Raw genomic sequence first — 12,039 nt, 5'->3', positions numbered from 1 at the left:
GCTCAGGCGTCCACGATGGCGCGCAATTCCGCCAGGACCTGTGCCGCCGGCGGCCGCACGCCGCGCCAGGCCTCGAAGGCTTCCGCGGCCTGTTCGACCAACATGCCGAGCCCGTCGCGCGGCACGGCGCCATGCGCGCGCGCCCATGCCAGGAAGCCGGCGGCAGCGGGGCCGTACATCATGTCGATGGCGAGCGCGCCCGGCTTCAGTACGCGGGCATCCACCGGCACCTCGCCGCCCGAGAGGCTCGAGGCGGTGCCGTTCACGAGCAGGTCGAACGTGCCGTCGATCGTCTCGAGCGCCTGGGCTTCCAGCTGAACGCCGTGGCGCAGCGCCAGCGCTGCATGGCGCTGGACGAGCGCGACGGCCTTGGCGAGCGTGCGGTTCGCGACCACGATGCGGCGCGGACCGGCTTCGAGCAGCGGCCCGAGCACGCCGGCTGCAGCACCACCGGCGCCCAGCAGCAGCAGGTCGCGCCCGGCCAGTGCGACGCCGGCATTGCGCACGATGTCGTTCACCAGTCCGATGCCGTCGCTGTTGTCGCCGTGGACGCCGTCTTCGCGGAAGCTCAGCAGGTTGACGGCGCCGGCCAGCGTGGCGCGGGGCGTCAGCTGCTGCGCCAGTGCGGCGGCTTCGAACTTGAAAGGCACCGTCACGTTGCAGCCGCGCGCCGTGCCGGCGGGGTCGGCGCGGAAGGCCGCGATGGCGCCGGCGAAATCGTCGATGGGCGCCAGGCGGCGCCCATAGTCGAGGGTCTGGCCCGTCAGCGCCGCGAAGCGCGCGTGGATCCAGGGAGAGCGGCTGTGTTCGACGGGATTGCCCATCACGCAATAGATGTCCATGCAGTGGTCTCGGTGGTCTGTCGTCTCTGTCATCGGGCGGAGAGCTGGGCTTCCAGCGTCTCGTCGTGGGTGAAGCGCAGGCGCGCCGGCAGCACGATCTGGTCGGCCTGGCGGCGCATGGCTGCAGTGAAATTGCCAAAGCTGCCGATGCTGCGCACGATCGCCTGCGCCCGGCTGTCGAGCGCGACATTGCCCGAACGCTCGGCAACCTCGGCGGCCAGCAGCCGGCCATCGTGGTTCACCGTGATCAGCATCATGAGTTCGCCGTAGAGCTTGTTGCCTGCGATCTGCGGGAAGTTCTCCGTGCCGCGTGCCTCGATGCGGCGGCGCAGGGTGTCGATGTAGGCCGCATACGCTGCCTCGCGGGTCGCAGGGCTGACGAAGTGCTTCTTGGGGCGTGCGTTTTCCTCGTTCACGCGGCGTTCGATCTCGGCCAGCAGGTTGACGAGCTGGCGCCGTCTTTCCGCCTGGGCAGATGCGTCGGCCGCCGTGCCCGAGGGCCGCAGATCTTCCACGGGCATCGTGGCGAGCCGGTCCTTGAGCTGAGACAGCAGCAGCATCTGCTGCGCCTGCATCGCTTCGACCTGGCGCTGCACGTCTTCGCTGGCGTCGCCGGGCGAGGTGAAGCTGGACGGCGGCAGCGGGCTGGTCGCGCGGCCCTTGTCGAGATCGCCTCCGCCGGCGAGCGAGCGCTGCGCAATCAGGGTGGCCTTGTCCGGCCGCTCGCTGGTGGATGCGTTCACGAGGATGACTTCGAGCGGCGTGTCCTGGAACATCCGGTCGAAAGCCGCCGGCGCGGCGAAACGCACGCCGAGCAGCGCCGCGTGCGCCAGGACCGACAGGCCCAGCGCGATCTGCAGGGTGCTCAGGTCCTTCAGCCGCATGGCACCGCGCTGCTCGTCCGGAATGCGCGAGGCCGTCCGCCGTCAGGCGGGCGTGCTGGCGGCGGACGCCGGGCTGTCGCTGTCCGTCATGTCGACCGCGATCGCGATCGGGCCGGCGACTTCTTCCTCTTCGGCGCCGTCGTCGTCCATGGCGGCTTCAGCCACCGCGTCGAGGCGTTCGAGCACGGTGCCGTGCACGTCGAGCGCGATCTCGTCGATTTCGCCGAGCTTCACGCGCAGACGGGCGCCGCGCGGCTGCTGGCCGGCGACCGGGAACACCAGCGGCAGCGTGTCGGCGCGCACCAGGGCACCGTTGGGCACATCCTTGATGACGGTTGCCTCCAGCTCGGTGATGCCCTGCTGCTGCAGGTACTTGAGCGTCCAGAAGCGTTCCATGCCGCCCTGGTAGGCGTTGTAGGTGCTGTAGGCCGCGTCGAAACCCGAGAGGATAGAGAACAGGTCGGCGTCCTTCGGCTTGAACGGCGCGGCCAGCGCCGCGGTGCGGCCGTGGCGGGCCGCCGCGATGATCTGCCACTGGTTCACCAGATCGGTGTAGCGACGCAACGGCGAGGTGCTCCAGGCGTAGCTCTTCACACCCAGGCCGGCGTGCGGCAGCGCGCGCGTGCCCATGCGCACCTTGACGCCAGGCGCCATGCTGGCCTGGCTGCGGTAGAGGCCGGGCACGCCGAGCTCGCCGAGCCAGCCGCCCCAGCTGCTGTTGGCCAGGATCATGGCTTCCGACACGATCAGGTCGAGCGGCGCGCCGCGCTGGCGGGTGCTGATCTGGACCTGCTCGTTGCCGACCGGTTCGCCGTCGTTGCCGACGAGCCGGAAGTTGTAGTCGGGCCGGGTGAAGTTCTCCGGCTTGCCGCGCACCACCTCGCGCTGTGCCTTGAGCTGTTTTGCGAGCCGGAACAGGAAGGACAGCGGTGCCCGCAGCCGGGCCGCGATCTCGGGCGTGCCTTCGCTCTGCACGGCGGCGTCTTCCAGCCAGGGCTGGGTGACGACGGTATCGAGCTGGTCGTGCCGCAGGTTGGCGACGATCGGCACGCGCTCGATCTTCGTCTCGGTGGCGGTCAGTGCGAGCGTGGCCTCGTCGAAGGTGGCGTACAGCGAGACGGCCGGGCAGTCGCGCCCTTCCTGCAGCGTGTACGCGGCGACCACGTCGTCCGGCAACATGGTGATCTTGTAGCCGGGCATGTAGACCGTCGACATGCGGCTGCGCGCCACCTGGTCGATCGCGCTGCCGGGCACCAGGGCCAGGCCGGGCGCGGCGATGTGGATACCGACCACGACGGTGCCGCTGCCCAGGCCCTGCACAGACAACGCATCGTCGATCTCGGTCGTCTGTGAGTCGTCGATCGAGAACGCTTCGACGCCGTCGGCGCGCGGCAGTTCGTCGGCGATGGCGGGCGCCGCGAGCGCCGGAAAGCCGGTGCCCTTCGGGAAGTTCTCGAACAGGAAACGGCGCCAGTGGAACTGGTAGGGCGAATCGATGGCGCCCGCGCGTTCGAGCAGGTCGAGCGGCGCCCGCTGCGTGGCGCGCGCGGCATCGACCACCGCCTTGTATTCAGGCGCGTTCTTGTCCGGCTTGAACAGGATCTTGTAGAGCTGCTCCCGCACGGGTGCCGGGCAGATGCCATCGGCGAGCTGCTCGGCCCATTCGGCGATCTGCGCCTGCAGGACCTTCTTCTTCTCGATCGCGGCGAGCGCCTGCTGCACGATCTCGGCCGGTGCCTTCTTGAAGCGGCCCTTGCCGGCGCGGCGGAAGTAGTGCGGTGCCTCGAACAGCGCGAGCAACGAGGCCGCCTGCTGCTGCAGCGTCGGATTCGATTGGAAATAGTCGCTCGCCAGGTCGGCAAAACCGAATTCGCCCTCCGGCGCGAATTCCCAGGCGAGATCGAGGTCCATCGTGGCGACGAGCGCCTTCGCTTCGGCGATCAGCTCGGGCGGCGCCGGCTTCTCGAAGCGCAACACGACGTTGGCGCCTTTCACCTTGACGCGTTTCCCGGTGTCGAGCTCGACCTGCGCCGACGATTCGGCCTCCGACATCAGGCGGCCGCCGAGGTACTTTCCGGCTTCTTCGAACAATACAAACATGGGCGCGATTGTCCCATGCGTGCCGACCGGCTTTGCCGCATGAGCCGGAATCAGGCCGGGTCGATGAAACGCATCACCTCGTCGAGGTGCTGCGTCTCGAAGTCCGACAACCCGTGATCGCTGCCCTCCAGCAACTCGATGCGGCAGCCGGCATAGCGCGCCGTCATTTCGCGCCAGTCCAGTACCTCGTCACCCTTGGCGATGATGGCGAGGACGCGCTCGGGCGCCGGCAGGGCACCGACTTCGAGCGCGCGCAGTTCGCCGATGAATTCGGGCTGGAAGAAGAAGTGCTGCGTCGGATCGTGCCAGGCCGCCTGCTCGCCGATGTAGTGCGCCAGCTCGCGTGCCGGATCGACGGCCGGGTTCAGCAGCACGGTGCGGCAGCTGGTGGTTGCCGCCAGATGCGTGGCATAGAAGCCGCCCAGCGACGAGCCGATCACCGCCATCGATTCGCGTGGCCAATCCGCCGTGCCTTCCTCGATCAGCGCCATGGCTTCGCGCGGCGAGGGCGGCAGCTGCGGGCACCACCAGTGCAGCGTGGGATATCGCTCGGCCACGCGGGCGGCCAGGATCCGGGCCTTGGTCGATTGAGGAGACGATCGGAACCCGTGAAGGTAGAGCAGATGGGTGGTGGGCGTGGGCGCGGGGGACATGCGGAAGAACGCTGGTGCGCGGTGGCCGCGCGAGGGCGCGTATTGTCACGAAATATTGTGTCGAGCGCATGGCAGCAGCCGAAGCCTGCAGCGCCGATAATCCGCGCCCATGTCTGCCGTCTTCAACCAGCCGTCGCTCGTGCGACGGATCGCGCCCGTGTTCCAGGGTTTCGACGGATTTCTTGCATTTGCAGTCCTCCTGCTGGCCGGCGCGGGCTTGCTCACCATGTATTCGTCGGGCTACGACCATGGGTCGCGCTTCATCGACCATGGCCGCAACATGGTGCTGGCCGCCTTCATCATGTTCGTGGTCGCGCAGATTCCGCCCCAGCGCTTGATGACCTTCGCCGTGCCGCTGTACGCCACGGGCGTCACGCTGCTGATCGCGGTGGCGCTGTTCGGCATCACGAAAAAGGGTGCGACGCGCTGGATCAACATCGGCATCGTGATCCAGCCCAGCGAGATATTGAAGATTGCGATGCCGCTGATGCTGGCCTGGTGGTTCCAGCGGCGCGAAGGGCAGTTGCGGCCGCTGGATTTCGCGGTGGCGACCTTGCTGCTGGCAGTCCCGGTCGGCCTGATCATGAAGCAGCCGGACCTTGGCACCGCGCTGCTGGTGCTGGCGGCCGGGCTGTCGGTGATCTTCTTCGCGGGGTTGTCCTGGAAGCTGATCGTGCCGCCGGTGCTGATCGGCGTGATCGCCGTGACGCTGATCATCGGCTACGAGTCCACGCTGTGCGCCGACGGCTTCGACTGGCGCGTGCTGCACGACTACCAGAAGCAGCGGGTCTGCACGCTGCTCGATCCGTCGAAGGACCCGCTCGGCAAAGGCTTTCACATCATCCAGGGAATGATCGCGATCGGTGCTGGCGGTACCGGCGGCAAGGGCTTCATGCAGGGAACGCAGACGCATCTGGAATTCATTCCGGAGCGCACCACCGATTTCATCTTTGCGGCTTATTCGGAGGAGTTCGGGCTGATCGGCAACCTGATCCTGATCGCGTCCTTCACCTTCCTGATCTTTCGCGGCCTGGCGATCGCGGCCGGTGCGCCGACGCTGTTCTCGCGGCTGCTCGCCGGCGCGGTCACCATGATCTTCTTCACCTACGCCTTCGTGAACATGGGCATGGTCAGCGGAATCCTCCCGGTGGTGGGCGTGCCTTTGCCGTTCATCAGCTATGGCGGCACGGCGATGGTGACGCTGGGGCTGGCGCTGGGCATCCTGATGTCGATTTCGCGGGCGAAGCGATTGACGCAGGGTTGACCGTTTCCAGAGCCTCTCGTCGCTTCGCGTGCGGCTCCGTCGATTTTCTGGGCCCGGCCGGTGGCGCCGGCAAGCGCGCGTTCATGGGTGTTCCCATGATGCTGTGGGGCTTCTTTGAGGCGGGGGGCGCGCCTCGGAGGGCGGCCTAGAATGCCTTCATGATCTCTCGCGAACCCACCATCGAGCGCCTCGCCACGGCGCAGCAGCTCCTGCTCACGCCCTTCGGTCTCGACGAGTCGCATCTGTCGCGTGCGCTGGCGGAGATCACCGCGCACAAGGTGGACGACGCCGACCTCTATTTCCAGTACACGCGCAGTGAAGGCTGGAGCCTGGAAGAGGGCATCGTCAAGACGGGCAGCTTCAGCATCGACCAGGGTGTCGGTGTGCGCGCGGTCAGCGGCGAGAAGACCGCTTTTGCCTATTCCGACGACATTTCGGAGGCATCTTTGCTCGACGCGGCGCGCACCGTCCGGTCCATATCGTCGGCCGGGCGTACCGCCCGCGTGAAGACGCCGACGCGCAAGATCGCGTCGAGCCGGTCGCTCTATGGCGGCGTCGACCCAATCGCCACGCTCGACAGCGCGGCCAAGGTGAAGCTGCTCGAAAAGGTCGAGAAGCTGGCACGTTCGCGCGATCCGCGCGTGGCGCAGGTGATGGCCGGCCTGGCCAGCGAGTACGACGTGGTGCTGATCGCGCGCGCGGACGGCACGCTCGCGGCCGATGTGCGCCCGCTGGTCCGGCTGTCGGTCACCGTGATCGCCGAACAGAACGGTCGCCGCGAAATCGGCTCGGGCGGCGGTGGCGGCCGTTTCGGCCTGGCCTATTTCGGCGATGAACAGATCACCGAATACGTCGACCACGCCGTGAAGGCCGCGCTCACCAACCTCGAATCGCGTCCTGCGCCTGCCGGCGAGATGACCGTCGTGCTCGGCCCGGGCTGGCCCGGCATTCTGTTGCACGAGGCCATCGGCCATGGCCTCGAAGGCGACTTCAACCGCAAGGGTTCGAGCGCATTCGCAGGCCGTGTCGGCGAGCGCGTCGCTGCCAAGGGCGTGACGGTGCTCGACGACGGCACGATCGCCGATCGCCGCGGATCGCTGAACGTCGACGACGAAGGCAATGCGAGCCAGCGCAACGTGCTGATCGAGGACGGCATCCTGAAGGGCTACATCCAGGACTCGCTCAACGCCCGGCTGTCGAAAGTCAAGCCCACGGGCAACGGCCGCCGCGAAAGCTATGCCCACGTGCCGATGCCGCGCATGACCAACACCTACATGCTTGGCGGGGACAAGAAGACTGAGGAAATCGTCGCCAGCATCAAGAAGGGCCTGTACGCGACCAACTTCGGCGGGGGTCAGGTCGACATCACGAGCGGCAAGTTCGTGTTCTCTGCCAGTGAAGCCTACTGGGTCGAGAACGGCAAGATCCTCTATCCCGTCAAGGGCGCGACGCTCGTCGGCAACGGGCCGGATGCGCTCACGCGCGTGAAGATGATCGGCGACGACATGGCGCTGGATTCGGGTGTCGGCGTCTGCGGCAAGGAAGGCCAGAGCGTGCCCGTGGGCGTCGGTCAGCCGACGCTGCGCATCGACGGCCTCACGGTTGGCGGCACCGCCTGACATTGGCTCAACCCCAGGCTTCGGCGCACGTCGTGTCACCTTTTGCCAACCCCCTTCCGGGGCAACACCAGCGGCCCGGCAGAGCCGGTTCCGCGGTGTTTCTGGCTCGCCGCTCTGGCGTGGCTTATTTCGTGCCGGCGTTCTGTCAATCCCGTTCCGTGTTGTTTCTGGAATGGTCGGGATGGCTGGGGTTTGGCCTGACATGCGTCTTCGTGTCCTGTGCTAGAGTGCCTCCCATGTCTTTGCGCGCTGCTTTTTATTTTTCGTACTTTTGGTTCCGGATCTCCGGCGGCCTAGAGGCGAGCGCGTAAAACAAACGTACACCCCCTCCAAAGACCGCCGGCGCTCACGCCCCGGCGGTTTTTTTATGCCCTTTCGATAGTCAAGTCCACAGACCAAGGAGCCGAACGATGACCCATCCCTTTGCACCGACCAGCGACCGCTGGTATGCGCGCGTCGAGAAAACCAGCCAGACCGACGACGAACGCATCAAGGACATCAACGTGCTTCCCCCTCCCGAACATCTGATCCGCTTCTTCCCGATCCACGGCACGTCCGTCGAGACGCTGATCACCGACACCCGCCGGAACATCCACAACATCATGGCCGGCAAGGATGACCGGCTGCTGGTGGTGATGGGGCCGTGCTCGATCCACGATCCGGCCGCAGCAATCGAGTACGCACGGCGCCTGAAGGCCGAGCGAGAAAAATACGCCGACACGCTGGAGATCGTGATGCGCGTCTACTTCGAGAAGCCGAGAACCACGGTCGGCTGGAAGGGATTGATCAACGACCCGTACCTCGACGAAACCTTCCGCATCGACGAAGGCTTGCGCATGGCGCGCCAGCTGCTGATCGACATCAACCGCCTGGGCTTGCCGGCGGGCAGCGAATTCCTCGACGTGATCTCGCCGCAGTACATCGGTGATCTGATCAGCTGGGGTGCCATCGGTGCGCGCACCACCGAGAGCCAGGTCCACCGTGAGCTGGCATCCGGTATCTCGGCGCCCATCGGGTTCAAGAACGGCACCGACGGCAACATCCGGATCGCGACCGATGCGATCCAGGCCGCCGCGCGCGGCCACCATTTCCTGTCGGTCCACAAGAACGGCCAGGTCGCGATCGTGCAGACCAACGGCAACAAGGACTGCCACGTGATCCTGCGCGGCGGCAAGGCTCCGAACTACGACGCGGCCAGCGTTGCTGCAGCTTGCCGAGATCTCGAAGCGGCCCAGTTGCCGGCGACGTTGATGGTCGATTGCAGCCATGCGAACAGCAGCAAGCAGCATCAGAAGCAGGTCGATGTGGCGCGCGACATCGCAGGCCAGCTCGCCAGCGGCAGCCGCAGCGTGTTCGGGGTGATGATCGAGAGCCATCTGCAGGCCGGCGCACAGAAGTTCACGCCGGGCAAGGACACGCTGTCGGGCCTCGAATACGGCAAGAGCATCACGGACGCCTGCCTTGGCTGGAACGATTCGGTGCAGGTGCTCGATACGTTGTCGCAGGCGGTCAAGCAACGACGAGGCTGATCGGGCGCGCGGCCGTCGATGGCTAGATCATGTCTGCCAGATCCGGCCAGTGATGGCGCATCAGCGCTGCTTCGTCGCTGTCCGTAGGCATCATCGAGAAATCGGCAAAGTCGAAGCCCGGTGCAACCATGCAGGCGGCCAGCGCGAAGTCGCCATGGCCATGCGTCGCAAGTGTGCGGGCGGCCTGCCATTGGCCGGCGGGCACCACATGTTGCGGCCGGGTGCCGTGCGCGTCGACCGGTCCCAGTCGCACGTGGGCGGGCGCCGTGCGCAAGGCGGCGTCGCAGGTCCAGAGGGCGATCGGCGCACCTTCCAGATGCACCCAGACTTCGTCCGAGAGGACGCGGTGCCAGCGTGAATGCTGCTGCGCCTCCAGCAGGAAATAGATCGTCGTGAGCGCGGCACGGGACGGGCGTTCGTCGACGGCCGGTGTCACCTGCGCGGCCGAGCGAAAGACTTCGCAGTACCAGCCGCCCTCGGGATGCGGCTGCAATTGCAGCAGCTCGATCAGTTGCTGTACGCGTGTCGCCATGTTCATCGAGCCTCGCGACGCAACGCGTCGAGCAGTTTGTCGTGCACGCCGCCGAAGCCGCCGTTGCTCATGCAGACGATGTGATCGCCGGGTCGGGCGGCGGCGGCGACTTGTGCCACCAGCGGATCGATCGCGTCTGTCACCTGCGCCCGCGTGCCCATGGGGGCGAGTGCGGCAGCGGCGTCCCAGTCGAGCCCGCCGGCATGGCAGAACGACAGGTCGGCGGCCTCGAGACTCCACGGCAATTGCGCCGCCATGGTTCCGAGCTTCATCGTGTTGCTGCGTGGTTCGAAGACGGCAAGGATGCGATCCGTCGTGCGCCCGCCCGCATCGAGCTTGCGCCGCAAGCCGTCGAGTGTGGTTCGGATGGCGGTCGGATGGTGTGCGAAATCGTCATACACCGTGATCGAGCCGCCGTCTCGTTCGATGCTGCCGCGCAGTTCCATTCGGCGGCGGACGTTTTGGAAGCTGCCCAGCGCCGCGGCGGCCGTCATCGGCGCCACGCCCACATGGTCGGCGGCCGCGATCGCCGCCAGCGCATTCATCTGGTTGTGCTGGCCCGAAAGCGCCCATTCGACGCGTCCGACAGGCTCGCCGCGGTGCAGAACGTCGAAGGCGTCGTGGGCGCCGCGCGCCTGCCACATGCCTTCGGCGCCGAAGGTCGCGAGCTCGCTCCAGCAGCCTTGCGCCAGTACGCGCTTCAGGCTTTCCTCGGAAGCATTTGCAACGACCCGGCCGGCACCGGGCACGGTGCGCACCAGATGATGAAACTGCCGCTCGATCGCGCGCAGGTCCTCGAAGATGTCGGCGTGGTCGAACTCGAGGTTGTTCAGGATCGCGGTGCGTGGCCGGTAGTGCACGAACTTGCTGCGCTTGTCGAAGAATGCCGTGTCGTATTCGTCGGCCTCGATCACGAACGGACGCTGCGAGCCGAGCCGGGCCGACACGCCGAAATCCAGCGGTACGCCACCGACGAGGAAGCCGGGTGCCTGTCCGGCGCGCTCGAGGATCCAGGCGAGCATCGACGTGGTCGTCGTCTTGCCGTGCGTGCCTGCGACGGCGAGCACGTGGCGACCCTGCAGTACATGTTCAGCGAGCCATTGCGGTCCGCTGGTATAGGCCGCGCCTGCATCGAGGATCGCCTCCATCAGCGGGAATTTCGGCGTCCCATCCGCCAGTCGGGATCGAGAAACCACGTTGCCGACCACGAACATGTCGGGTCTCAGCGCCATCTGGTCTGCGCTGAAACCTTCGATCAGATCGATCCCAAGCGCACGCAGCTGATCGCTCATCGGTGGATAGACGCCGGCGTCGCAGCCCGTCACACGATGGCCGGCTTCGCGTGCCAGTGCGGCAACGCCTCCCATGAAGGTGCCGCAGATGCCGAGAATGTGAATATGCATCCAGGCAATTCTAGGGACGCTCTGTACAAGGGCTTCTGTGAAAGGCGGGCTGCGGGCAAAATGGGCCGATGGACATGTCCAAGCGCGAAATTGCCGCCGTCGCTGCCCGCCTCGTGGTGGAGGAGGGGCTCGAATACGGCCCGGCCAAACGCCGTGCCGTGCGCGAAATGGGCTTGCCGACACGCACCGCGTTGCCCAACAACGACGAGGTCGAAACCGAGGTGCGTGACTACATCACGCTGTTCTGCGCCGACACGCAGCCGCGGGAGCTGCATGCGCTGCGTGTGCTGGCCCTGGAATGGATGGCGCGCATGGAGGCCTTTCGCCCGCATGTGGGCGGCTCGGTGTGGCATGGAACGGCGACCCGCCTGTCCGATGTCTACGTCCAGCTGTTCTGCGACGATTCCAAATCCGCGGAGATCGCATTGATCGACCACCATGTCGATTACGAACCGCGCATGGTGACGGGTTTCCATGGCGAGCAGGTCGAGGCGCTCAGCGTGCATGCCATGAGTCGCCTGCTCGGCGAAGAAGTCGGTGTGCATCTGCTGGTGTACGACTTCGACGATCTGCGCGGCGCACTCAAGCCGGATGCGCAGGGACGTGTGCCGAGAGGCGATCTGGCTGCCTTGCGGAGACTTATCGAAAAGGACGGGGTATGAATTCATCGTCATCGACACGGCGTGGGCTGCTGTTTGGCGGCGTGGCAGCCGCAGCTGCGGTGGCTGGTGTGGGTGGTGCCTGGCTGCGTCACGGAACCGCCCCCACATCCACACGCGAGCGTCTGGACGCGACGGTCTGGGCCTCGAAGTTCGATCGCCCGGAGGGTGGAGAACTCGATTTCGCGTCGCTCAAGGGCAAGCCGCTGCTCATCAATTTCTGGGCGACCTGGTGCCCGCCGTGCATCGAGGAATTGCCCATGGTTGATCGCTTTTTTCGCGATCAGGCTGCGAACGGCTGGCAAGTCGTCGGATTGGCTATCGATCAGCCCAGCGCTGTCCGAAAATTCCTTGGGCATACGGCCGTCACATTTCCTGTGGGTCTCGCAGGATTGCAAGGGACCGAACTCGTGCGCCAGCTGGGCAATACCGGCGGAGGCCTGCCCTTCACGCTGGTGATCGCTGCCGACGGCACGGTGGCCGCGCGTAAAATGGGCAAGCTCGAGCCAGCCGATCTCGAGAGCTGGCTGCGGACCTGAAGTTCACGGTTAGAA

Annotated in this window: 11 protein-coding genes; 5 read left to right on the top strand and 6 right to left on the bottom strand. The window is 66.3% G+C overall.

What is annotated here, in order from left to right; translation table 11 throughout:
- Positions 1 to 2: 2 nt before the first annotated feature.
- Genes aroE through AC07PZ_RS15125 form a run of 4 tightly spaced genes read right to left on the bottom strand, consistent with a single transcriptional unit; the run spans position 3 to position 4,479 of the window.
- Positions 3 to 842, bottom strand: a complete 840-nt coding sequence (gene aroE / locus AC07PZ_RS15140) for a shikimate dehydrogenase (protein WP_495296127.1) — start codon at positions 840 to 842, stop codon at positions 3 to 5.
- 29 nt (positions 843 to 871) lie between these two features.
- Positions 872 to 1,726 carry an energy transducer TonB gene (locus AC07PZ_RS15135; RefSeq protein WP_495295923.1) on the bottom strand — a complete coding sequence of 285 codons (855 nt, stop codon included), beginning with the start codon at positions 1,724 to 1,726 and terminating at the stop codon, positions 872 to 874.
- Between the two features lie 42 nt (positions 1,727 to 1,768).
- Positions 1,769 to 3,826 (bottom strand): ribonuclease catalytic domain-containing protein, encoded by a 2,058-nt coding sequence (locus tag AC07PZ_RS15130; RefSeq protein ID WP_495295922.1) that lies wholly within the window; start codon positions 3,824 to 3,826, stop codon positions 1,769 to 1,771.
- Positions 3,827 to 3,876: 50 nt separating this feature from the next.
- The gene (locus tag AC07PZ_RS15125; protein WP_495295921.1) at positions 3,877 to 4,479 is read right to left on the bottom strand and encodes a YqiA/YcfP family alpha/beta fold hydrolase; all 603 of its coding nucleotides are present in this window, start codon (positions 4,477 to 4,479) and stop codon (positions 3,877 to 3,879) included.
- 109 nt (positions 4,480 to 4,588) lie between these two features.
- On the opposite strand from AC07PZ_RS15125, the gene rodA reads away from it, so the two are divergent.
- From rodA to AC07PZ_RS15110, 3 genes are all read left to right on the top strand, one after another.
- A complete protein-coding gene (gene rodA / locus AC07PZ_RS15120) occupies positions 4,589 to 5,743 on the top strand; it encodes a rod shape-determining protein RodA (protein WP_495295920.1) in 1,155 nt (384 codons plus the stop codon).
- A gap of 158 nt (positions 5,744 to 5,901) precedes the next feature.
- Complete coding sequence (tldD, locus tag AC07PZ_RS15115; RefSeq protein WP_495295919.1) at positions 5,902 to 7,362, top strand: metalloprotease TldD; 1,461 nt, start codon at positions 5,902 to 5,904, stop codon at positions 7,360 to 7,362.
- 410 nt (positions 7,363 to 7,772) lie between these two features.
- The gene (locus AC07PZ_RS15110) at positions 7,773 to 8,891 is read left to right on the top strand and encodes a 3-deoxy-7-phosphoheptulonate synthase (RefSeq protein WP_495295918.1); all 1,119 of its coding nucleotides are present in this window, start codon (positions 7,773 to 7,775) and stop codon (positions 8,889 to 8,891) included.
- Positions 8,892 to 8,913: 22 nt separating this feature from the next.
- Here the strand turns inward: AC07PZ_RS15110 and AC07PZ_RS15105 are convergent, their stop codons facing one another.
- Positions 8,914 to 9,423: a cupin domain-containing protein gene (locus tag AC07PZ_RS15105; RefSeq protein WP_495295917.1), complete on the bottom strand. Its 510-nt coding sequence runs from the start codon at positions 9,421 to 9,423 to the stop codon at positions 8,914 to 8,916.
- Positions 9,424 to 9,425: 2 nt separating this feature from the next.
- A complete protein-coding gene (mpl, locus tag AC07PZ_RS15100) occupies positions 9,426 to 10,826 on the bottom strand; it encodes a UDP-N-acetylmuramate:L-alanyl-gamma-D-glutamyl-meso-diaminopimelate ligase (protein WP_495295916.1) in 1,401 nt (466 codons plus the stop codon).
- A 68-nt stretch (positions 10,827 to 10,894) separates the two neighbouring features.
- On the opposite strand from mpl, the gene AC07PZ_RS15095 reads away from it, so the two are divergent.
- Both AC07PZ_RS15095 and AC07PZ_RS15090 read left to right on the top strand, forming a co-directional pair.
- On the top strand, positions 10,895 to 11,488 hold the full coding sequence (locus AC07PZ_RS15095; protein WP_495295915.1) for a hypothetical protein: 594 nt from the start codon (positions 10,895 to 10,897) through the stop codon (positions 11,486 to 11,488).
- Positions 11,485 to 12,024 (top strand): TlpA family protein disulfide reductase, encoded by a 540-nt coding sequence (locus AC07PZ_RS15090; protein ID WP_495295914.1) that lies wholly within the window; start codon positions 11,485 to 11,487, stop codon positions 12,022 to 12,024. The genes AC07PZ_RS15095 and AC07PZ_RS15090 overlap by 4 nt, the downstream gene beginning before the upstream one ends.
- The last annotated feature ends 15 nt before the right edge of the window (positions 12,025 to 12,039 follow it).

Source organism: Variovorax sp. GW821-FHT10B04 (assembly GCF_059415645.1).
Note: the sequence above shows the minus strand (reverse complement) of the source record. Positions and strands in the feature narration are given on the sequence as shown.

Bases quoted from the DNA above. Each gene is read 5' to 3' on its own strand.
- AC07PZ_RS15110 (WP_495295918.1), top strand. From the start codon at position 7,773: ATGACCCATCCCTTTGCACCGACCAGCGACCGCTGGTATGCGCGCGTC.
- aroE (WP_495296127.1), bottom strand. From the start codon at position 842: ATGGACATCTATTGCGTGATGGGCAATCCCGTCGAACACAGCCGCTCT.
- AC07PZ_RS15135 (WP_495295923.1), bottom strand. From the start codon at position 1,726: ATGCGGCTGAAGGACCTGAGCACCCTGCAGATCGCGCTGGGCCTGTCG.
- AC07PZ_RS15095 (WP_495295915.1), top strand. From the start codon at position 10,895: ATGGACATGTCCAAGCGCGAAATTGCCGCCGTCGCTGCCCGCCTCGTG.
- mpl (WP_495295916.1), bottom strand. From the start codon at position 10,826: ATGCATATTCACATTCTCGGCATCTGCGGCACCTTCATGGGAGGCGTT.
- rodA (WP_495295920.1), top strand. From the start codon at position 4,589: ATGTCTGCCGTCTTCAACCAGCCGTCGCTCGTGCGACGGATCGCGCCC.
- tldD (WP_495295919.1), top strand. From the start codon at position 5,902: ATGATCTCTCGCGAACCCACCATCGAGCGCCTCGCCACGGCGCAGCAG.
- AC07PZ_RS15125 (WP_495295921.1), bottom strand. From the start codon at position 4,479: ATGTCCCCCGCGCCCACGCCCACCACCCATCTGCTCTACCTTCACGGG.
- AC07PZ_RS15105 (WP_495295917.1), bottom strand. From the start codon at position 9,423: ATGGCGACACGCGTACAGCAACTGATCGAGCTGCTGCAATTGCAGCCG.
- AC07PZ_RS15090 (WP_495295914.1), top strand. From the start codon at position 11,485: ATGAATTCATCGTCATCGACACGGCGTGGGCTGCTGTTTGGCGGCGTG.
- AC07PZ_RS15130 (WP_495295922.1), bottom strand. From the start codon at position 3,826: ATGTTTGTATTGTTCGAAGAAGCCGGAAAGTACCTCGGCGGCCGCCTG.